Raw genomic sequence first — 18,830 nt, forward strand, 5'->3', positions numbered from 1 at the left:
ATCCTTGCCCATCTCAGAGCCTTTTTGTGTTTGCTGCTTTACCTGGTGCGCCGTCATCCCGCGAGGAAATCCCCGTCAGCACCTCCCATCCGCCGCCTGATAGAGGTGTTCAGGCGGGACTCCCTAGTCGGCTTTCACTGCCATGAGGATTGACCCTTACGCCCACACCGAACCGCCGGGAATCATCCGACCTGCGCCTCCATCGTGATCTCGGCGTTCAGCAGCTTGCTGATGGGGCAGCCAGCCTTGGCCTTCTCGGCGATCTCCTTCACCTTGGCCTCGTCGGCGTCTGCGGTGATCTTCGTGACTAGGTGGGCCTTCTTGACCGCGAAACCCTCGCCTTCCTTGTCCATCGAGATTTCGGAGGTCGTCTGGATCGAGACGCCCGAAATCCCCTCTTGTTCAAGCATCATGGCCAGCGCCATCGAGAAGCACGAGGCATGGGCGGCGCCGACCAGTTCTTCGGGGTTGGTGCCGGGCTTGTCTTCGAACCGGGTCTGGAAGCCATAGGGCTGGTCGTCGAGGGCGCCCGACTTTGTCGAAACTTGGCCCTTGCCTTCCTTCAGGCCGCCGTCCCATTTCGCGGATCCGCTGCGGGTGATCATGATGCCGTCCTTTCGTGTTTGCGTCGCCGCCACAACGCGGACGGGGCCGCATGGGTTCAGCCCGCTCCGATCAGCCTCTGATGTTCCGCAATGGCGTAGCGGTCAGTCATTCCCGCAACATAGTCGAGGACCAGCCGAGCGCGCTCGGTCTGGCTAGGAAGCGCCAGCGCCGCCGCACGCCACTGGTCGGGAAGCATCGCAGGATCGTCCAGAAACAGCGGGAACAGGTCGTTCAGCATCTGCGTGACGCGGGTGCGTTCGACGACGACGGTCGGGGCGCGGTACATGCGCTGGAACAGAAAGGACTTGATGGCCTTGATGTTCTGGTAGAGCGGTTTCGAAAACCGGATGATCGGCCCGTCCATCATCCGGATGTCGTCGGCCGATTGCGGCTGCAGCCCCGCCAGCCGGTTCTGAGCGACGGCGATGACATCCTCGACCATGACGCCGAAGACGCGGCGCAGTGCCTCGTACCGGCGGCGGGTGGGGTCGAGGCCGGGGTAGAGGCGGTCCACCTCGGCGAAGGCGGGGCCGATCACCGGCAACTCGGACAGCTCGGCCTCGGTGAACAGGTCCGCCCGCAGGCCGTCATGCAGGTCGTGGTGGTTGTAGGCGACGTCGTCGGCCACGGCCGCGACCTGAGCCTCGGCGCTGGCGTTCGTGTGCAGTTCCAGGTCCCAAGCCGCGTTCACCTCGGCCAAGGCATAGGGCAGATCGCCTGTGATCGGACCGTTGTGCTTCGCGATCCCCTCAAGGCTTTCCCAAGTCAGGTTCAGCCCGTCGAAATCGGCATAGTGCCGTTCCAGCCGTGTCACGATGCGCAACGCCTGCGCGTTGTGATCGAACCCGCCATAGGGCGCCATCAGCGCAGCCAGGGCATCTTCGCCGGTATGGCCGAAGGGCGGGTGACCCAGGTCATGGGCCAGCGCCACGGTCTCGGCCAGGTCGGCGTTCAGGCCGAGCGCGCCGGCGATGGTGCGGGCGACCTGCGCAACCTCGATCGTGTGGGTCAGGCGGGTGCGGAAATAGTCGCCGCGATAGGCGTCGCCGTCATGTTCGACGAAGACTTGCGTCTTGTGTTTCAGCCGCCGGAAAGCACTGGAATGGATGATCCGGTCGCGGTCGCGCTGCCACGGGGACCGGAAGGTCGAAAGGCTTTCATGGAACAGGCGCCCGCGGCTGTCTTGGGGCTGGCAGGCATAGATGGCGGTCACGGGGCAGGGCCTTCCTTGCGGGACGTCGGGGCCGAGCCTATATTTGAAGCCTACGGACGAAAACAGGAACGCCCCATGAACCTGCCGCCGAAAGTCACTGAACGCGCATTCCAGCGCCTGGCTCAGATCAATGCCGGCAAAGAGCCGGTGCCCCTGCGCGTGGCAGTGGCGGGCGGCGGATGTTCGGGGTTCCAGTACGACATCCGGCTGGACCGTCCCGAAGGCGACGACCTGGTGATCGAGGGCGAGGGGCAGGCCGTGGTCGTGGACCCCGTGTCGCTGCCCTACCTGGCGGGCGCGATCATTGACTTTACCGACGAATTGATCGGCGCACGCTTCGTGATCGAGAATCCGAACGCCACCAGCAGCTGCGGCTGCGGGACGTCCTTCTCGATCTAATCGCAGGGGCGGCTGCGGGTTTCAAGCTGCGGGTCCAGCCAGCGCAGAACGGTGCCGCCCGGCGCGATCTGTACCCTCCGTTCGATGTCCCAATCGGCGATCTGGCAGATCGTCCGGTTCTGGTGGTCGGTGATGCTGAGGCTGCCGTCGCTGTATGTCAGGACAATCGAGTGGCCGATCCGACGGTTCCCCTCGATCCGGAAGGTCAGTGGCATGTCCAGCGCGTGGGTGTCTTCTCCGAACAGGCGGTCGGTGCCCTGCCAGTCTTCGGGCTGGCCCGCGGCGACGACCAGCCTGTGGCGTCCGGGCGGCACAAGCAGGCGCAGCACCTCGCCGCCGCGAAGGTATCCGCTGATGACTGGCTGGCCGTCCTGATCCTGCAGGATGACGGCGTGGTCGCTGTCGCCAGGCGCGCGGACTTGCAACGGGATCCTCGCCGGCAGGTTGCTGCCCTTGGTCAGCAGGCCGGTCACTGGCCGCGGCGCGGCCATGGCCGAGATGGGCAGCAGCAGGACCAGGATCATGGCGCGCAACATAGTGGCCCTTTCTGAGGGTAGCGGTTGCCAAACGCATGACGTCGGCTAAAGATGCGCCGCATGAAAATCGCAAGCTTCAATATCAATGGCGTCAAGGCCCGCATCCAGGCGCTGACTGACTGGCTGGCGGCGACCGACGCCGATCTGGTCGTCCTGCAGGAAATCAAGTCTGTGGACGAGGCGTTCCCGCGCGAACATTTCCAGGATCTGGGCTGGAGCGTCGAGACGCACGGCCAGAAGGGCTTCAATGGTGTCGCCATCCTGTCGAAGCTGCCGCTCGAGGACGTGACCCGCGGCCTGCCCGGCGACGAGGCGGATGAGCAGGCCCGATATATCGAGGCGACGGTCATCGGCGCCCAGGCCGTTCGCATCGCGGGACTGTACCTGCCGAACGGAAACCCGGCGCCGGGGCCGAAATACGACTACAAGTTGGCCTGGATGGAGCGTCTGCGCTGCCGTGCCGCCGAGTTGCTGGCGTCTGAGATGCCAGTGGTCATGCTGGGCGATTACAACATCATCCCAGAGCCGCGCGACGCGGCCCGTCCCGAGGCCTGGGTGGAGGATGCGCTGTTCCTGCCGCAAAGCCGGGCGGCGTTCCGTGCCATCGTCAACCAGGGCTGGACGGACGCCGTGCGCATTCGCGATCCCTGGGTTACGCGCGGACCGTTCACGTTCTGGGACTATCAGGCGAATTCCTGGCAGCGGGACAACGGCATCCGGATCGACCATCTGCTGCTGTCGCCTCAGGCGGCCGATATGATGCTCGAAACCGGCGTCGACCGCGATGCCCGCGCCGGGGAAAAGCCAAGCGACCATGTGCCCGTCTGGGTGCGACTGGCGGCCTAGATCACCAGCACGCCCGAATGCTTGGCCTTGTGTTCGGGTTCGACATGAATGGTGATCTGCGCGTCCGGCAGGCGGGCTTTCAGACTGCTTTCGACCCGGTCGCAGATGTCATGGGCGTCGGCCACCGTCGTCTGCCCGTCCACCACTAGGTGAAAATCGATGAAGGTGACGGCGCCGGCGTGACGGGTCCGCAGGTCATGGGCCTCCAACGCGCCGCTGGCCTTGTCCGAGATGATGTCGCGGATGGCCGCCAGCGTCTTCTCGGGGACGGCTTCGTCCATCAGCCCGGACAGCGAGGTCGCCATGACCTTCCACCCTGACCAGAGGATGTTGACCCCGACCAGCATCGCCAGCAGCGGATCTAGAATGGTCCAGCCGGTGGCGACGGCCAGGCCCACGCCCAGAAGGACGCCCGCGGACGACACGACGTCGGACAGCAAGTGGCGCCCGTCGGCCGCCAGCGCGGGCGACCGCAGGCGCCGGCCCTGCCGCAGCAGCACCCAGCACCAGGCGGCATTCAAAGCGCCGGCGCCCAGGTTGATCGCAATTCCGAGACCCACGTCGCCGATCACCCGCGGTGACTGGAAGGCGAACCAAGCCTCTCTCAGGATCAAAAGGGCGGCCGAGATGATCAGCACGCCCTCCAGCACGGCGCTGAAGAATTCGGCCTTGTGATGCCCGTAGGGGTGCCCTTGATCGGCAGGCCGCTGCGCCACCCTGATCGCCACCAGGGCCGCGATGGCGGTGGCCACGTTCACGATGCTTTCCAGCGCGTCAGACATCAGCGCGACCGAGCCGGTGACCTGCCACGCCAGCGTCTTCAGCGCCAGAACGGCAAGCCCCACAAGAATGCTGCCGATGGCAATCTTCAACGTGCTGGACATCTTCGTCCGCCTTTTCGATCCGTTGCGGGTCAACTTGAAGGCGGTCATGTGACAGAAGCGGGCTGCGATCTCAACCATTGATGCGGCGGCGCCGCCCGGCGTCGAACGGTCGACCGAAGGCCGGGCGGTCAGGGTTCAAGGGCGCCGGGCTCAGTCGCCCGGTTCCTCGCGGTCATCGCCGAAGCTGGCGTCGTCGGTGTATTCGTCCTCGCCCTCGTTGACGAACTTGCCACTGAGCCGAAGCGAGTGGTCGTCATGCGTCGGGTCCATGACGACGTCCGACGGAATTTCTCCGATCAGCCATTCACGCAGCTCTTCGCGGATCTCCTCGGGTTCCTGCCCGGTCACCTCGACCAGATAGGCGACGAAGGCGCGCTGATCGCCGTCGATCTCGTCCAGATCCCCTTCATCCGCCTCTGGCCACTTGTCGATGATCGCCTCATAGAAGGCGGACCAGTTTTCCTGAACGTGGTGCCACTTCATCAATAACCTCCTGCAGGGAGGGCGCCCTGGAACCAGCGCGCCGTCCCCGTGATATCCTCGCCCACTCCGGCGACTGTGTTGCATCCGGCCAGTATCCCACAGGCCAGGAATGTAACCCAAAAGATCCGCATCAGTTCGCCTCCTGCCACCAGACTTCGGGAAGAAAGCCCGGCCAGTCTCCGTAGATTGGTTGCCGGTCAGGATATTTCAGATCCGCGGCATGGGCCAGCCGCGATATTGGCGAGAAGCTGACGGGGATGACGTGCCGCCCGGCGGTCAGCACGCGGTCCAGCGCCTTGACGGCGGCGGTGAAATCCTCGGTTGTCTCGGCCGCGATCATGGCGTCGATCATCGCGTCGGCTGCGGGGCTGTTCATACCCATCCAGTTGCGGCTGCCGGGGGTGTCGACGCCGTCCGAACCCCAATAGAGCCGCTGCTCGGTTCCCGGCGACAGCGACAGACCGCGTTCGTACCAGGTCATGTCGAACTGATAGTTGTTCGTGCGTTCGACATACTGGGCGCTGTCCAAGGTGGTCACGCGGGGGGTGATGCCCAAGGGGCGCAGCGCCTCGACATAGATGTTCACAATCTGCTGGACCTCCGAGCCGCTGCGCATGGCGCTGCCGTTCTGGTTCAGAAGGATCTCGAACTCGAACGGTTGACCGGCCGCGTTCTTCAGGCGCCCGTCCTGCACCGTCCAGCCCGCCTCCTCCATCAGCGCAAGCGCGCGTCGGATGGCGGCGCGGTCCATCGCGCGCTCGCTCCCCTCGGGCAGGGAATAGCCTTCGATCGTGCCGGGGGGCAGGTCCTCGGCAAAGGGCGCCAGCAGCTCGGCCACCTTTCCGCTGGCCGGACCGTAGCCCATCCCCAGTACCGAGTTCGAGAAGTAGGACGTGATCCGCGGATCGGCCCCGCCGTTCAGGGTCTGGTTGATGAATCGAAAATTGAACATCTCGATCAGGGCCTGCCGGACGCGCCAGTCGTCGAAGATTGGGTTTCGGCTGTTCATCACCAGGCCGACGATGCCAGAAGGGCGTTCGTTCGGGATCTCGGACTTGACGACGTCACCGCGCGCAGCCAGCGGAAAGCCGTATTCGGTCGCCCAACGCTGCGCAGACAGCTCGCGCCAGACATTGACCTCTCCGGCCTTGAATGCTTCGAACATCGCGTTGGCATCGCCGAAATAGTCATAGCGGATCGTGTCGAAGTTGTTCACGCCCGCCATCAACGGCAGGTCCTTGCCCCAATAGTCCGGGTCGCGCCGGAACGAGATCGAGCGGCCGGGATCGACCTCGTCGATGACATAGGCGCCGCTGCCGATCGGCGGCTCGAGGCTGGAGGCGGAGAAATCCTGCCCCTCCCACTGGGCCTTTTTCAGGATCGGCCGCAGCCCCATCAGCAGCGGCAGCTCGCGGTCGGGCTCGGTGAAGGTAAATTGCACGCTGCGGGGGCCTGTCTGCTCCATCGACGCAACGCGGGACCAGGCGGACAGATACCGCGGATGCCCCTGCGTCCCAAGCGTCTCGTAGGACCACATGACATCTTCGACCGTGACGGGGGTGCCGTCTGAAAAACGGGCCTCCGGGCGCAGGGTGAACTCGACCCAGCTGCGGTCGGGCGCGGTCTCGATCGACTCGGCCAGAAGGCCATAGAGCGTGAACGGCTCGTCGATCGACCGCATCATCAGCGACTCGGTCACATGGACGCCGACGCCCCAAGCGGCGTTTCCCTTCAGGACCCAGGGTTTGAGCGAGTCGAACCCGCCGGGCTCTGCCAGCCGAATCGTTCCCCCTTGCGGCGCGTCGGGATTGGCATAGGGAAGATGGTCGAACCCCTGTGGCAGCGCAGGTTCTCCATAGATTGCAATGCCATGTGCCGGCGCTGCATGGGTTGCCAGAGGCATTGCTGCAACACCGCATGTGGCGACCACTATTCCGGCAACCACCACACCTGCCGGAGATTTGTTAAGGTTTTTGAAGATTCGCATTGCCCGATGCCTGATCGTTTCTTGTTTGGCCAAGATATCAACAGGCTCGGCAAGGGTGCGTCAACCAAGCCCGGAAGATGGGTGTTGGACTCGGGCGATTAGTCGCGTATAAATAAATCACTGCTCGATAGGTTTCTTGCCTGTATGAAACCTGCCTCATGACTTGCGCCCGCCTTGTGCGGGCGTTTTTTTTTGCCCATGCTGCAGCTGCATAACCGGCCTTGCGCGACCCGCGCCCCGGCCGCCGGCAACCGTAGGAGCAGCCGATGTTCGAGAAATTCCTGAAGGGCAAGACCGCCATTGTCACCGGATCGAACTCCGGCATCGGGCTGGGCGTGGCCCACCGGCTGGCCCGCGCGGGGGCCGACATGGTGCTGAACAGCTTCACTGACAGCGATCAGGACCATCAACTGGCCCGTGACATGGCCGCCGAACACGGCGTCGCCGTTCGCTATGTCAAGGCCGATATGTCGAAGGGCGACGACTGCCGCGCGCTGGTCGAAGCCGCGGGGACCTGCGACATCCTGGTGAACAACGCGGGCATCCAGCACGTCGCCGCCATCCCCGACTTCCCCGTAGACAAGTGGAACGCAATCATCGCGATCAACCTGTCCTCGGCGTTCCACACCACGGCAGCGGCGCTGCCGATGATGCGGAAGGGGGGCTGGGGCAGGGTGATCAACATCGCCTCGGCCCACGGCCTGACGGCCAGCCCCTACAAGTCGGCCTATGTGGCGGCCAAGCACGGAATCGTCGGGCTGACCAAGGTGACGGGGCTGGAAACCGCTAGGGAGCCGATCACCTGCAACGCGATCTGCCCCGGCTATGTCCTGACCCCCCTGGTCGAGGCGCAGATCCCCGACACGATGGAGAAATACGGCATGGGCCGGGAAGAGGTGATCGAGAAGGTGTTGCTGGAACGGCAGCCGTCGAAGGACTTCGCGACGACCGAGCAGCTGGGCGACACGGTCGTCTTCCTGTGCAGCGATGCCGCGGCACAGATCACCGGAACGACGATCAGCGTGGACGGCGGCTGGACCGCCCTTTGATCAGGAAGAACGGGATGAGGGGCATCCTGCTGTGGTTCCTGGGCGTTCCCTCCGCAGTAATTGCGGTGCTGTTCGTCCTTAGCCTGTTCTAAGTGCGGGCGCCGCAGGGCGCCCGCACTGGAAATCAGGTCAGGGCTTCCTGGATCGACGGGATGTCCGAATTGGTCATCGACTTGGCCAGCTCCTTGCGCAGGCGCAACTGCAGTTCCTTGTGGTAGTGCTTGCGCATCACGCCCAGGGTCGATGGGTCGGCGATGATGACCACGTCGTCCATCTTGTGCTTCAGGACCATCGCATTCAGGTGGCGCGTCAGCCGGACGGCAAAACCCGCCTCTTCCTCGTCCCGCGAGGCCGAGACTTCGTCAAGCTGCGGGATGGTCGCGGGGTCCGACAGGCTTTCGGGGGTGACCGTTTCGGAGGCCGCAAGATCGATCCCGTGCCTGGCCTGATTGCGGAAGATGGTGGCGGCGTGGCCGTCCGCGACGACCACCACGGTGTTCTGTGGCAGCATGGGGATGTCCTTCTCTCTGCTCGTCATCCCCAACGCCGGCAATCGCCTGTCAGTTGCACCCTTCGCAGAAGCGGCGGATGCGGCTGACCGCGTCGATCAGGATCTCGTCGCTGGTGGCATACGAGATGCGAAAATGCGGGCTGAGGCCGAAAGCCGCGCCGAAAACGACTGCCACGCCCTCTTCGTCCAGAAGGGCGTTGGCGAAGGCCTCGTCGCTGTCGATCAGCGTGCCGCCGCTGCTGGTCTGGCCGATCAGCCCGGCCATCGAAGGATAGACATAGAATGCGCCCTGCGGCACCGGGCAATCAAGGCCAGGGCAGGCGTTCAGCCCGGCCACGACCAGATCGCGGCGGCGCTGGAACACCGCGCGGCTGTCCCGGACATAATCCTGCGGCCCTTCCAGCGCGGCCTCGGCGGCATACTGGCTGACCGAACATGGGTTCGAGGTCGACTGCGACTGCAGCTTGGCCATCGCCTTTATTAGGGGCTCGGGCGCTGCGCCATAGCCGATCCGCCAGCCGGTCATGGCATAGGCTTTGCTGACCCCGTTCATGGTCAGCACGCGGTCCCTCAGGCGGGGCTCGACCTCTGCGGGGGTGCAGAACCTGAAATTGTCGAAGACGATATGCTCGTAGATGTCATCCGCCAGCACCCAGACCTGCGGATGGCGCAGCAGCACGTCGCAGATCGCCCGCATCTGCGCCCGGTCATAGCCCGCGCCAGAGGGGTTCGAAGGCGAATTCAGAATCAGCCACTTGGTCCGGGGGGTAATCGCAGCCTCCAGCGCGTCGGGCGTGAGGCGGAAGCCCTGATCCTGCGGGCATTCCACGATGACCGGCTCGCCCCCCGCCAGCAGCACCATGTCGGGATAGCTGACCCAGTAGGGGGCGGGGACGATCACCTCATCCCCCGCGTCCAGCGTCGCCATCAGCGCGTTGAACAGGATCTGCTTACCGCCCGTGCCGACCGTGATCTGCGACGGCGTGAAATCAAGGCCGTTCTCGCGCGCGAACTTGGCGGCGATGGCACGCTTCAGCAACGGTGTCCCGTCGACGGCGGTATAGCGCGTGTGGCCTGCGTCGATGGCCGCCTTCGCGGCTTCGCGGACATGTTCCGGCGTGTCGAAGTCCGGCTCTCCGGCCGACAGGCTGATGATGTCGCGCCCCTGCGCCCGCAGCTCAGCCGCCCGCGTCGTCATCGCGATGGTGGGAGAGGGCTTGATGCGGCTGAGCCGGTCGGAGAGGAAGGCCATCTGAACCTCGTGGATTTGATCTGGGCGCGTCATTGGCTTACGCTGCGCCGCATGATGCCACAAGCAGAGGATTGACATGGACAGCTACGCCGAGCCGGTGGCAACCTTGGGGGATCGCCTGACGGCGGCCCGCGAAGGAGCCGGGCTGCAGATCGAGGCACTGGCCGAGGAGCTTGGCCTGCGGCCCGAGACGCTGGAGGGCTGGGAGGTGGACCAGGCGGAGCCGACCGCAACGCTCATGGGACGCATTGCCGCGGTCACCGGCGTTTCGCTGGTCTGGCTGTTGACGGGCGAGGGGGCGGGGCCCAAGGACACCACGGCGGGCGCGGCCCTGCGGGCAGAATTGCGCGAACTCCGCCGGGTTCTGGCCGAGGCGGTGGCCCAGGTGGACCGGCTGGAAGAGGCGCTTGGACATGGCTGATACGATGGAGACACTCGAAAACCGCCTGAAGCGGCTGCATATGCGAAGCTGGCGGCGCGGGATGAAGGAAATGGACCTGATATTGGGGCGGTTCGCCGACGATTGCCTCGGCGCCCTTAGCGGGTCCGAGCTGGACCTCTATGAGCGGATGCTGGGTGAGAACGACCAGGACCTGTACCTGTGGGTGACCGCGCGGATCGGGACGGGCACGCCCGTCGACCGTGGCGCGCCGACGCTGCTGGTGCCGATCCTTGATCGGGTGGCGCAGCATGCCGGGGGCCGCATGCTCTCGGATCGCTAAGATTTTCGCCAAGATTGGTTCAAAAGGCGGCGGCGATTAACCGAAGATTGTCTTTTGTCAATCATGTTCGCTTCATGACGAACAGGACAGGACATAGAAAAGCCATGTTTGCCCCTGCACCACGCGAGACGCGTCCGATGTTGCAACCCCAGCCCGCCGACGCCACCATCGCGGACATGACCGAAGCTTATCTGGAATCGCTGCAGCTGCTGGAGCGGATGCACAGGCTGATGCTGGATTTGGTCAAGGACGAGTTCGAGCGGTTGAACCGGGGCGAGCTGACGCCGGTGCAGGCCATGATCCTCTATAATCTCGGCGAGGCAGAGGTTTCGGCTGGCGAACTGCGGTCGCGCGGCATGTATCAGGGGTCGAATGTCAGCTATAACCTGAAGAAGCTGGTCTCGATGGGTTATGTGCATCACGAACGCTGCGACATGGACCGGCGCTCGGTCCGGGTGCGGCTGACGCCCGAGGGGCAGGCCGTCCGCGAAATGGTCCAGCGGCTGTTCATCCGCCACGCCGAGGGTCTGGCGATGTCCGGCGTGCTGGAGGATCCGCCGCTCGACCAGGTCAACCTGCAGAACCGCAGGATCGAAAGGTTCTGGAGCGAGCAGATCCGCTATATCTACTGACGACGGCGCGGGCCGCTGCGGCCCGCGCCGTTTCGGCTACCAGTGGCCGGTGTTTTCCATGCTGGCCCAGGGCTCCTGCGGTGGCAGGGCGTCCCCTTCCTGCAGCAGCTCGATCGACACGTTGTCCGGGCTACGGACGAAGGCCATGTGGCCGTCGCGCGGCGGCCGGTTGATGGTCACGCCTGCATCCTGCAGTTTCTGGCAGATCTCGTAGATGTTGCCGACGCGGTAGGCAAGGTGGCCGAAATGGCGGCTGTCGGACGGCAGCCCGTCATCGCCGTCCCAGTTCCAGGTCAACTCGACTGGGCATTCCGGCTGTCCCGGCGGCGCCATGAAGACCAGGCTGAAGCGGCCCTTGTCGTTGTCCATGCGGCGCGTCTCCTCCAGCCCCAGCAGGCGGAAAAATTCCATCGTCTTGTCCAGGTCCAGCACGCGGACCATCGTGTGCAGATAGCGGATGTTCATCGTCGTCTCCGTTCGTGTCACCCGAGAATCTGTCATGCGTCTGTCGGTGACGCAAGCCACAGCCGCGCCATCGGCTGTCATGGAACCGTCACACGAATCATACATAGCCGTCACATGACGCCATTAGGGGTGCCACCACCAACGTACGTCCATCCTTGACGGAGAACATCATGAAGACCATCGGCCTCACCGCTACGGCTCTATCCGTGATCGCCCTTTCGGCCAGCGCCGCTGCCGCCCGCGATCAGGTTCAGATCGCCGGCTCGTCGACCGTCCTGCCCTACTCGACGATCGTCGCCGAGCTGTTCGGTGAGAACACCGACTTCGCGACCCCGGTCGTCGAGTCGGGCGGTTCGTCCACCGGTCTGCGCCGCTTCTGCGAGGGCGTCGGCGAAAACACCATCGACATCGCGAACGCCAGCCGCGCGATCCGCGACAGCGAGATCGAGGAATGCGCCGCCAACGGCGTGGAGGAAATCATCGAGGTCCGCATCGGCTATGACGGGATCGTCTTCGCGAACTTGGCCGACAGCAACTCGTTCGAATTCACGCCCTCGGACTGGTTCAACGCGCTGTCTGCCAAGGTCGTGCGTGACGGCGAGATCGTCGACAACACCGCCGCCAACTGGAGCGAGGTGAACCCCGACCTGCCCGACCAGGAGATCCTGGCCTTCGTTCCCGGCACCCGCCACGGCACTCGTGAAGTTTTCGAGGAAAAGGTGATGCTGCAGGGCTGCGAAGACACCGGCGCGCTGGAAGTCTTCACCGCCCAGATGGGCGAGGACGAGGCCGAAGCCGCCTGCATGACGCTGCGCACGGACGGCCGCTCGGTCGACATCGACGGCGACTATACCGAGACGCTGGCGCGCATCAACAGCTCGCCCAACGGCATCGGCGTCTTCGGCCTGTCCTTCTATGAAAACAACACCGACACCCTGCAGGTCGCGTCGATGTCGGGCGTGACCCCCTCGACCGAGACGATCGCCTCGGGCGAATACCCGGTGTCGCGCCCGCTGTTCATGTACGTCAAGAAGGCGCATATCGGCGAGATTCCGGGCGTGAAGGAATTCGCTGAGTTCTTCGTGTCCGACCAGATCGCCGGCCCAGACGGTCCGCTGGCCGAATACGGCCTGGTCGCTGATCCCGAACTGGCTGCGACCCAGCAGATGGTCGCAAACGAAGAGACCATGCAATAACGTCCCCCTCGGGCGGCCGGCCTTTCGGTCTGGCCGCCCGGTCCCATTCTCCCAGCAAGGACCTTCCGGATGCCAATGTCCTGGGCTCTGCTCGTCACGCTGCTTCTGGCAGGCGCTGGCTATCTGGTCGGCCGCAGCCGCGCCTTTTCCTCGGCCGGCGCGGATATCAGGCTGATGCACAGCCGACCAACCTATCACGGCGCCAGCGTAGCGCTTCTGACCGTCGCTCCGGCGCTTGTGGTCCTGCTGCTGGCGGCTGTCCTGCGCATGTCCGGCCTGCTTGCCGCGGATACGGCGGCGACGGGGATCGCCGTGTTGATTGCCGCGGTCATCGGTCTGGGCTATGGCATCAGCCGGATCAACGCGGCATTCCAGGCACGCAACGCAGTCGAGCGGATGGTCCTGACCTTCCTGATCCTGTGTTCGATGATCGCCATCGCGACGACCGCCGGCATCGTCCTGTCCCTGATCTTCGAGACGGGCAGCTTCTTCCAGAAATACAGCTGGCACGAGTTCTTCTTCGGCACCGAATGGACGCCCCGCTTCGACGGCAACTCTCAGCTGGGTATGCTGCCGCTGCTGTGGGGCACGCTCTACATCTCGTTCATCGCGCTGCTGGTCGCGGTGCCGATCGGCCTGATGGCCGCGATTTACCTGTCCGAATATGCAAGCCCCCGCGTTCGCAGCATCGCCAAGCCTCTGGTCGAGCTGCTCGCCGGTATTCCAACCATTGTCTATGGCCTATTCGCGCTGATTACCGTCGGGCCGCTGCTGCGGGACGCGATCGCGCAGCCCCTGGGCCTGGGTAATTCCGCGTCTTCGGTGCTGACGGCGGGGCTGGTCATGGGGATCATGCTGATCCCGTTCGTCAGCTCACTGTCTGATGACATCATCAACGCCGTTCCGCAAAGCCTGCGCGATGGCGCGCTGGGCCTCGGCTCGACCCCATCCGAGATCGTGCGGCAGGTTGTCATGCCGGCCGCATTGCCGGGCATCGTGGGGGCCGTCCTGCTGGCGGCCAGCCGCGCCATCGGCGAGACGATGATCGTCGTGCTGGGCGCGGGCGCCGCCGCCACCATGAGCCTCAATCCGCTCGAGGCGATGACCACGATCACCGTCAAGATCGTCAGCCAGCTGACCGGCGACAACGACTTTTCCTCGCCCGAGACGCTGGTGGCCTTCGCGCTTGGCCTGACGCTTTTCGTCATCACCCTGGGCCTGAACATCGTCGCACTGATCATCGTGCGCAAATACCGCGAGCAGTACGAATGACCGACATGCCCATCCCCGGGACGGCCCGGCCGACTCCCGCCCGCAGGTCCTCGCTGATCGAGGTCGACCCGCGCACGCGCCGTCGCAATGCCGCCGAGAAACGTTTTCGCACCTATGGCGCGGTGGCCATCGGCATTGCCGTGGTCGCGCTTGCGGTCCTGCTGGCGACAATCATCCGCGATGGGTCGGGCGCCTTCCGCCAGACCTATCTCTCCATCCCGGTGACCTTAGACGCCGAGCGTCTGGACCCGAAGGGCAACCGCGACGTGGCCGAAATGTCCAGTGTCCTGACGCTGGCCTATGGGCAGGTGCTGGACACCGCGCTGGACCAGGCCGTCAGCGGCATGGACCTGCAGATCCAGGGCCTGACCGAGGATGACATCGACGGCCTGATCTCTCGCGAGGCGTCGGCGCAGCTGCGCTCGCGGGTGCTGGACAACCCCGAACTGATCGGACAGACGGTCGACGTGAACGTGCTGGTGAACGGTCGCATCGACGGCTACTTCAAGGGCCGGGTCACCATGGCCAGCGCCGAGCGTGACAGCAACATCTCGCCCCAGCAGCTGATGCTGGCGGATGCGCTGGCCGAACGCGACCTGCTGGTGACCCGCTTCAACCGCGAGTTCATCACCAACCCCGATGCGTCAGACCAGCGACCCGAGGCCGCGGGCCTGGGCGTCGCGATTCTCGGCTCGCTCTACATGATGCTGGTGGTTTTGGTGCTGTCGGTGCCGATTGGCGTCGCGGCCAGCATCTATCTTGAGGAATTCGCCCCCAAGAACCGCCTGACCGACATCATCGAGGTGAACATCGCGAACCTGGCGGCCGTGCCGTCCATCGTCTTCGGCATCCTGGGCCTTGCCGTCTTCATCAACTTTGCGGGGCTGCCGCAATCGGCGCCCATCGTCGGTGGCCTTGTGCTGACGTTGATGACGCTGCCGACGATCATCATTTCGACTCGTGCGGCGCTGAAGGCCGTGCCGCCGTCGATCCGCGATGCCGCTCTTGGGGTGGGTGCATCCAAGATGCAGTCGGTCTTCCACCACGTCCTGCCGCTGGCGATGCCGGGCATCCTGACCGGGACCATCATCGGCCTGGCCCAGGCCCTGGGCGAAACCGCGCCGCTGCTGCTGATCGGGATGGTGGCCTTCGTTCGCGAATTCCCCGCCGGTCCGCCCGAGGGGCTGTTCGATCCCGCATCCGCGCTGCCCGTGCAGATCTACAACTGGACCCAACGGTCCGACCCCGCCTTCGTCGAACGCGCCTCGGGCGCCATCATCATCCTGCTGATCTTCCTGCTGTGCATGAACCTGCTGGCCATCTACCTGCGCCGCAAGTTCGAGCGCCGTTGGTAAGTCAACCATAAGGTCCTATAACCATGTACGACACGACCCGATCGGAGGCTGACGTGAGCCAGCAGGACATCAAGATCTCGGCCAGGAACGTGCAGGTCTATTACGGTGACAAGCACGCCATCAAGGACGTGAACGTCGAGATCCTGGACAAGACCGTAACGGCCTTTATCGGCCCGTCGGGCTGCGGCAAGTCCACCTTCCTGCGCTGCATCAACCGGATGAACGACACAATCGACATCGCCCGGATCGAGGGCGAGATCCGTCTCGACGGCGAGGATGTTTATGACCGCCGCGTTGACCCGGTGCAGTTGCGCGCCAAGGTCGGGATGGTGTTCCAGAAGCCGAACCCGTTCCCGAAGTCGATCTACGACAACGTGGCCTATGGCCCGCGCATCCACGGCCTGGCGCGCAACAAGGCCGACCTGGACGGCATCGTCGAGAAGGCGCTCCGCGGTGCGGCCCTGTGGAACGAAGTCAAGGACCGCCTGCAGGAACCTGGCACCGGCCTTTCGGGCGGCCAGCAGCAGCGCTTGTGCATCGCCCGCGCCGTTGCAACCGCCCCCGAGGTGCTGCTGATGGACGAGCCGTGCAGCGCGCTGGACCCGATCGCCACCGGCCAGGTCGAGGAGCTGATCGACCAGTTGCGCGAGCAGTTTTCGGTCGTGATCGTCACGCACTCGATGCAGCAGGCCGCCCGCGTCAGCCAGAAGACCGCCTTCTTCCACCTGGGCAACCTGGTCGAATATGGCGATACGAACGACATCTTCACCAAACCCAGGGACAGCCGGACCGAGGCCTATATCTCGGGCCGGATCGGTTGACGGATCGGAAGGACAGGACATGAACCGCGACAAGCACATCTCTTCGGCCTTCGACCGCGATCTGGAAACCATCCAGGCGATGGTGGTCAAGATGGGCGGCATGGTCGAGGCCGCGATCACCGACGGCTCGACCGCGCTGGAAACCCGTGATGAGGATCTGGCCGACGAAGTCCGCCGCCGCGACGCCGCCATTGATGCGCTTGAGGCGCAGATCAACGAGGATGCTGCCCGACTGATCGCCCTGCGCGCGCCAACCGCGACCGATCTGCGGATGGTGCTGGCGGTCATCAAGATCTCGGCCTCGCTGGAGCGTGTGGGCGATTACGCCAAGAACATGGCCAAACGGACCGAGGTGCTGTCGCAGATGCCGGTGATCGAGGGCGCCGGAATGGCGCTGCGCCGGATGAGCCAGGCCGTCAACAAGATGCTGCAGGATTCGCTGGACAGCTATATTCGCCGTGACGCCGACCTGGCACAGGACGTGCGGCAGCGCGACCTTGAGGTCGATCAGATGTACAACGCCCTTTTCCGCGAATTCCTGACCCACATGATGGAAGATCCGCGCAACATCACCGCCTGCATGCACCTGCATTTCATCGCCAAGAACGTCGAGCGGATGGGCGACCACGCCACCTCGATCGCCGAGCAGGTGGTCTACCTGGTGACCGGCGAACTGCCAGACGAGGCGCGGCCGAAAAGCAACAGCGTCCCGATGATTTCATCGATGGGCGAGGTCTGACCGATGGCGCGGCAGTCCCCATGCGTCCTGGTCGTCGAGGATGAAGGCGCGCAGCGCGAAGTCCTGGGTTACAACCTCGAGGCCGAGGGCTTCGAGGTCGTCGTGGCCGACAACGGCGAGGATGCCCTTCTGCTGGTGCAGGAGGAACAGCCCGACCTGATCGTTCTGGACTGGATGCTGCCCAAGGTGTCGGGAATCGAGGTCTGCCGCCAGGTCAAGGCCGATCCCGCCACCCGCAGCATCCCGATCATCATGCTGTCTGCCCGCAGCGAAGAGGTGGACCGCGTCCGCGGCCTTGAGACCGGGGCGGACGACTATGTGGTCAAGCCCTATTCTGTTGTTGAACTGATGGCCCGCCTGCGCACGCAGCTGCGCCGCACTCGTCCCGCCACGATGGGTGAGCGTCTGAGCTTTGCCGACATCATCCTGGATGCCGGCGAACACCGCGTCTTCCGCGCGGGGCAGGCGCTGCATCTGGGGCCAACGGAGTTCCGTCTGCTGTCGACGCTGATGGAAAAGCCTGGCCGGGTCTGGACGCGCGAACAGCTTCTGGACCGTGTTTGGGGCCGCGACATCTATGTCGACACGCGCACCATCGACGTCCATGTTGGACGGTTGCGCAAGGCGCTGATGCAGAACGGCGGCGACAACCCCGTAAGGACGGTGCGCGGCACCGGTTATGCCCTGGGCTGACGTCCCGTGGCATGTTGCGCAGGCAGGATCAGGGTCGACACTGGCGACAGCCCCTCGATGCTCACCGTGACCTTGTCGCCCGGCCGAAGCGGGCCGACGCCGGCCGGCGTACCCGTATAGATCAGGTCGCCCGGTTCCAGCCGCACCATCCGCGACAGATGAGAGATGACATCGGCCACAGGCCAGATCATCTGCGACAGGCAGGCTTGCTGCCGCACCTCGTCGTTGACGGTCACCTCCAGTCGGCCCGAGGCGATCGGCGCGGTCGCCGGGTGGATCGCCCCGCAGACGGCAGAGCCGTCGAACCCCTTGGCCATGTCCCACGGCCGACCCAGGCGCTTGGCCTCGGCCTGAAGGTCGCGGCGCGTCAGGTCGTTGCCCGCCGCATAGCCCCAGATCAGCGCGGTCGCGTCGCCGGGTGCCACGTCTGTTCCGCCTGCGCCAAGGGCCACGACAAGTTCGCCCTCGAAATGCAGATCCTGCGTCAGCGGCGGCCAGGGCAGGGGCTTATCACCGGTCAGCAAGGCGTCGGCGGGCTTGGTGAAGAAGAACGGCGGCTCCCGGTCGGGATCATGGCCCATCTCTCTGGCGTGGTCGGCATAGTTGCGGCCCACGCAGAAAATGCGGCGCACGGGAAAGCGGTTGGGGCTGCCATGCACCGGGACCGACGGTTGAACGGCTGGCGTGATGGCCCAGGTCATGAGGCAAACAGCCCGTCGAAGTCGGCGAAGCCTTTAATTTCGATGGGGTTGCCCGAGGGATCGAAGAAGAACATCGTCCGCTGCTCTCCCGGCTGGCCTTCGAAGCGCACCACTGGTGGAATGTCGAAGGCCACGCCCTTGGCGGCCAGCCGGTCGGCCAGCGCCATCCAGTCGTCCAGCCGCAGCACGGCGCCCATATGCGGCATCATCACCATGTGGTCGCCCACGCGTCCCGTGCGCGTCGTCGGAAACGGGGTGCCCAGGTGCAGCGAAAGCTGATGGCCGAAAAAGTCGAAGTCGACCCATGTGTCGGTCGAACGTCCCTCGGCACAGCCGAGGATGTCGCCATAAAAGCGTCGCGCGGCGTCGAGGTCGGTGACATGGATGGCAAGGTGGAACAGCGATTTCATCGGCGTCTCCGGCAGGTGAACCCAGGCGCAGTGATGCACCCCATGCAGCCTCTGCGCA

At 64.7% G+C, this 18,830-nt stretch carries 23 protein-coding genes; 12 read left to right on the forward strand and 11 right to left on the reverse strand.

Annotated elements, in window-relative coordinates; translation table 11 throughout:
• Positions 1-182 precede the first annotated feature (182 nt).
• Positions 183-605 (reverse strand): OsmC family protein, encoded by a 423-nt coding sequence (locus OC184_RS07660; protein WP_322630190.1) that lies wholly within the window; start codon positions 603-605, stop codon positions 183-185.
• 56 nt (positions 606-661) lie between these two features.
• On the reverse strand, positions 662-1,819 hold the full coding sequence (locus OC184_RS07665) for a deoxyguanosinetriphosphate triphosphohydrolase (protein ID WP_265506609.1): 1,158 nt from the start codon (positions 1,817-1,819) through the stop codon (positions 662-664).
• 75 nt (positions 1,820-1,894) lie between these two features.
• On the opposite strand from OC184_RS07665, the gene OC184_RS07670 reads away from it, so the two are divergent.
• Positions 1,895-2,218 carry a HesB/IscA family protein gene (locus tag OC184_RS07670; RefSeq protein ID WP_265506610.1) on the forward strand — a complete coding sequence of 108 codons (324 nt, stop codon included), beginning with the start codon at positions 1,895-1,897 and terminating at the stop codon, positions 2,216-2,218.
• Here the strand turns inward: OC184_RS07670 and OC184_RS07675 are convergent.
• A complete protein-coding gene (locus OC184_RS07675; protein WP_265506611.1) occupies positions 2,215-2,751 on the reverse strand; it encodes a hypothetical protein in 537 nt (178 codons plus the stop codon). The genes OC184_RS07670 and OC184_RS07675 overlap by 4 nt on opposite strands.
• 63 nt (positions 2,752-2,814) lie before the next feature.
• Here OC184_RS07675 and xth point away from each other — a divergent pair, with 63 nt between their 5' ends.
• Complete coding sequence (gene xth / locus OC184_RS07680) at positions 2,815-3,600, forward strand: exodeoxyribonuclease III (RefSeq protein ID WP_265506612.1); 786 nt, start codon at positions 2,815-2,817, stop codon at positions 3,598-3,600.
• Here xth and OC184_RS07685 read toward each other — a convergent pair.
• The 3 genes from OC184_RS07685 to OC184_RS07695 form a co-directional block, all read right to left on the reverse strand.
• A complete protein-coding gene (locus OC184_RS07685) occupies positions 3,597-4,484 on the reverse strand; it encodes a cation diffusion facilitator family transporter (RefSeq protein WP_265506613.1) in 888 nt (295 codons plus the stop codon). The genes xth and OC184_RS07685 overlap by 4 nt on opposite strands.
• A gap of 150 nt (positions 4,485-4,634) precedes the next feature.
• Positions 4,635-4,967, reverse strand: coding sequence for a hypothetical protein (locus OC184_RS07690; RefSeq protein ID WP_265506614.1), 333 nt, complete (start codon positions 4,965-4,967; stop codon positions 4,635-4,637).
• Between the two features lie 130 nt (positions 4,968-5,097).
• Positions 5,098-6,954 carry an extracellular solute-binding protein gene (locus OC184_RS07695; protein ID WP_378926406.1) on the reverse strand — a complete coding sequence of 619 codons (1,857 nt, stop codon included), beginning with the start codon at positions 6,952-6,954 and terminating at the stop codon, positions 5,098-5,100.
• 266 nt (positions 6,955-7,220) lie between these two features.
• Between OC184_RS07695 and OC184_RS07700 the strand changes: the two genes are divergently transcribed.
• Entirely contained in the window at positions 7,221-8,003 is a 783-nt protein-coding gene (locus OC184_RS07700) for a 3-hydroxybutyrate dehydrogenase (RefSeq protein WP_265506616.1), read from the forward strand.
• A 124-nt stretch (positions 8,004-8,127) separates the two neighbouring features.
• Here OC184_RS07700 and OC184_RS07705 read toward each other — a convergent pair whose 3' ends face one another.
• Together OC184_RS07705 and OC184_RS07710 are read right to left on the reverse strand one after the other, a co-directional pair.
• Positions 8,128-8,514: a baeRF12 domain-containing protein gene (locus tag OC184_RS07705; RefSeq protein WP_265506617.1), complete on the reverse strand. Its 387-nt coding sequence runs from the start codon at positions 8,512-8,514 to the stop codon at positions 8,128-8,130.
• 49 nt (positions 8,515-8,563) lie between these two features.
• Positions 8,564-9,766 carry a pyridoxal phosphate-dependent aminotransferase gene (locus tag OC184_RS07710; protein ID WP_265506618.1) on the reverse strand — a complete coding sequence of 401 codons (1,203 nt, stop codon included), beginning with the start codon at positions 9,764-9,766 and terminating at the stop codon, positions 8,564-8,566.
• 76 nt (positions 9,767-9,842) lie between these two features.
• Between OC184_RS07710 and OC184_RS07715 the strand changes: the two genes are divergently transcribed.
• From OC184_RS07715 to OC184_RS07725, 3 genes are all read left to right on the forward strand, one after another.
• Complete coding sequence (locus OC184_RS07715; protein ID WP_265506619.1) at positions 9,843-10,187, forward strand: helix-turn-helix domain-containing protein; 345 nt, start codon at positions 9,843-9,845, stop codon at positions 10,185-10,187.
• Complete coding sequence (locus OC184_RS07720) at positions 10,180-10,488, forward strand: FAD assembly factor SdhE (protein WP_265506620.1); 309 nt, start codon at positions 10,180-10,182, stop codon at positions 10,486-10,488. The genes OC184_RS07715 and OC184_RS07720 overlap by 8 nt, the downstream gene beginning before the upstream one ends.
• Before the next feature lie 137 nt (positions 10,489-10,625).
• The gene (locus tag OC184_RS07725; RefSeq protein WP_265506621.1) at positions 10,626-11,120 is read left to right on the forward strand and encodes a MarR family winged helix-turn-helix transcriptional regulator; all 495 of its coding nucleotides are present in this window, start codon (positions 10,626-10,628) and stop codon (positions 11,118-11,120) included.
• Between the two features lie 36 nt (positions 11,121-11,156).
• Here OC184_RS07725 and OC184_RS07730 read toward each other — a convergent pair whose 3' ends face one another.
• A complete protein-coding gene (locus OC184_RS07730; protein ID WP_265506622.1) occupies positions 11,157-11,585 on the reverse strand; it encodes a VOC family protein in 429 nt (142 codons plus the stop codon).
• Positions 11,586-11,755: 170 nt separating this feature from the next.
• On the opposite strand from OC184_RS07730, the gene OC184_RS07735 reads away from it, so the two are divergent.
• The 6 genes from OC184_RS07735 (at position 11,756) to phoB (ending at position 17,661) form a co-directional block, all read left to right on the forward strand.
• Positions 11,756-12,781, forward strand: coding sequence for a substrate-binding domain-containing protein (locus OC184_RS07735; protein WP_265506623.1), 1,026 nt, complete (start codon positions 11,756-11,758; stop codon positions 12,779-12,781).
• A gap of 69 nt (positions 12,782-12,850) precedes the next feature.
• Positions 12,851-14,053, forward strand: coding sequence for a phosphate ABC transporter permease subunit PstC (pstC, locus tag OC184_RS07740; protein ID WP_265506624.1), 1,203 nt, complete (start codon positions 12,851-12,853; stop codon positions 14,051-14,053).
• Entirely contained in the window at positions 14,050-15,408 is a 1,359-nt protein-coding gene (pstA, locus tag OC184_RS07745) for a phosphate ABC transporter permease PstA (RefSeq protein ID WP_378926409.1), read from the forward strand. The genes pstC and pstA overlap by 4 nt, the downstream gene beginning before the upstream one ends.
• Before the next feature lie 23 nt (positions 15,409-15,431).
• Positions 15,432-16,229, forward strand: a complete 798-nt coding sequence (pstB, locus tag OC184_RS07750; RefSeq protein ID WP_265506625.1) for a phosphate ABC transporter ATP-binding protein PstB — start codon at positions 15,432-15,434, stop codon at positions 16,227-16,229.
• Positions 16,230-16,248: 19 nt separating this feature from the next.
• Positions 16,249-16,968, forward strand: a complete 720-nt coding sequence (gene phoU / locus OC184_RS07755) for a phosphate signaling complex protein PhoU (protein ID WP_265506626.1) — start codon at positions 16,249-16,251, stop codon at positions 16,966-16,968.
• A 3-nt stretch (positions 16,969-16,971) separates the two neighbouring features.
• Complete coding sequence (phoB, locus tag OC184_RS07760) at positions 16,972-17,661, forward strand: phosphate regulon transcriptional regulator PhoB (RefSeq protein WP_265506627.1); 690 nt, start codon at positions 16,972-16,974, stop codon at positions 17,659-17,661.
• Here phoB and OC184_RS07765 read toward each other — a convergent pair.
• Both OC184_RS07765 and OC184_RS07770 read right to left on the reverse strand, forming a co-directional pair.
• Positions 17,646-18,362 (reverse strand): fumarylacetoacetate hydrolase family protein, encoded by a 717-nt coding sequence (locus tag OC184_RS07765; RefSeq protein WP_265506628.1) that lies wholly within the window; start codon positions 18,360-18,362, stop codon positions 17,646-17,648. The two genes, phoB and OC184_RS07765, sit on opposite strands and share 16 nt — an antisense overlap.
• A complete protein-coding gene (locus tag OC184_RS07770) occupies positions 18,359-18,772 on the reverse strand; it encodes a VOC family protein (protein ID WP_265506629.1) in 414 nt (137 codons plus the stop codon). Before OC184_RS07770 ends, OC184_RS07765 begins: the two co-directional genes overlap by 4 nt.
• Positions 18,773-18,830: the final 58 nt, after the last annotated feature.

The sequence above is a fragment of the Paracoccus rhizosphaerae genome (assembly GCF_026162645.1).
Classification (GTDB): Bacteria; Pseudomonadota; Alphaproteobacteria; order Rhodobacterales; family Rhodobacteraceae; genus Paracoccus; species Paracoccus rhizosphaerae.

Excerpts from the sequence above, each read along its gene's own strand:
- OC184_RS07660 (WP_322630190.1), bottom strand. The coding sequence starts at position 605 with ATGATCACCCGCAGCGGATCCGCGAAATGGGACGGCGGCCTGAAGGAA.
- OC184_RS07670 (WP_265506610.1), top strand. The coding sequence starts at position 1,895 with ATGAACCTGCCGCCGAAAGTCACTGAACGCGCATTCCAGCGCCTGGCT.
- xth (WP_265506612.1), top strand. The coding sequence starts at position 2,815 with ATGAAAATCGCAAGCTTCAATATCAATGGCGTCAAGGCCCGCATCCAG.
- OC184_RS07685 (WP_265506613.1), bottom strand. The coding sequence starts at position 4,484 with ATGTCCAGCACGTTGAAGATTGCCATCGGCAGCATTCTTGTGGGGCTT.
- OC184_RS07690 (WP_265506614.1), bottom strand. The coding sequence starts at position 4,967 with ATGAAGTGGCACCACGTTCAGGAAAACTGGTCCGCCTTCTATGAGGCG.
- OC184_RS07695 (WP_378926406.1), bottom strand. The coding sequence starts at position 6,954 with ATGCGAATCTTCAAAAACCTTAACAAATCTCCGGCAGGTGTGGTGGTT.
- OC184_RS07700 (WP_265506616.1), top strand. The coding sequence starts at position 7,221 with ATGTTCGAGAAATTCCTGAAGGGCAAGACCGCCATTGTCACCGGATCG.
- OC184_RS07705 (WP_265506617.1), bottom strand. The coding sequence starts at position 8,514 with ATGCTGCCACAGAACACCGTGGTGGTCGTCGCGGACGGCCACGCCGCC.
- OC184_RS07710 (WP_265506618.1), bottom strand. The coding sequence starts at position 9,766 with ATGGCCTTCCTCTCCGACCGGCTCAGCCGCATCAAGCCCTCTCCCACC.
- OC184_RS07715 (WP_265506619.1), top strand. The coding sequence starts at position 9,843 with ATGGACAGCTACGCCGAGCCGGTGGCAACCTTGGGGGATCGCCTGACG.
- OC184_RS07720 (WP_265506620.1), top strand. The coding sequence starts at position 10,180 with ATGGCTGATACGATGGAGACACTCGAAAACCGCCTGAAGCGGCTGCAT.
- OC184_RS07725 (WP_265506621.1), top strand. The coding sequence starts at position 10,626 with ATGTTGCAACCCCAGCCCGCCGACGCCACCATCGCGGACATGACCGAA.
- OC184_RS07730 (WP_265506622.1), bottom strand. The coding sequence starts at position 11,585 with ATGAACATCCGCTATCTGCACACGATGGTCCGCGTGCTGGACCTGGAC.
- OC184_RS07735 (WP_265506623.1), top strand. The coding sequence starts at position 11,756 with ATGAAGACCATCGGCCTCACCGCTACGGCTCTATCCGTGATCGCCCTT.
- pstC (WP_265506624.1), top strand. The coding sequence starts at position 12,851 with ATGCCAATGTCCTGGGCTCTGCTCGTCACGCTGCTTCTGGCAGGCGCT.
- pstA (WP_378926409.1), top strand. The coding sequence starts at position 14,050 with ATGACCGACATGCCCATCCCCGGGACGGCCCGGCCGACTCCCGCCCGC.
- pstB (WP_265506625.1), top strand. The coding sequence starts at position 15,432 with ATGTACGACACGACCCGATCGGAGGCTGACGTGAGCCAGCAGGACATC.
- phoU (WP_265506626.1), top strand. The coding sequence starts at position 16,249 with ATGAACCGCGACAAGCACATCTCTTCGGCCTTCGACCGCGATCTGGAA.
- phoB (WP_265506627.1), top strand. The coding sequence starts at position 16,972 with ATGGCGCGGCAGTCCCCATGCGTCCTGGTCGTCGAGGATGAAGGCGCG.
- OC184_RS07765 (WP_265506628.1), bottom strand. The coding sequence starts at position 18,362 with ATGACCTGGGCCATCACGCCAGCCGTTCAACCGTCGGTCCCGGTGCAT.
- OC184_RS07770 (WP_265506629.1), bottom strand. The coding sequence starts at position 18,772 with ATGAAATCGCTGTTCCACCTTGCCATCCATGTCACCGACCTCGACGCC.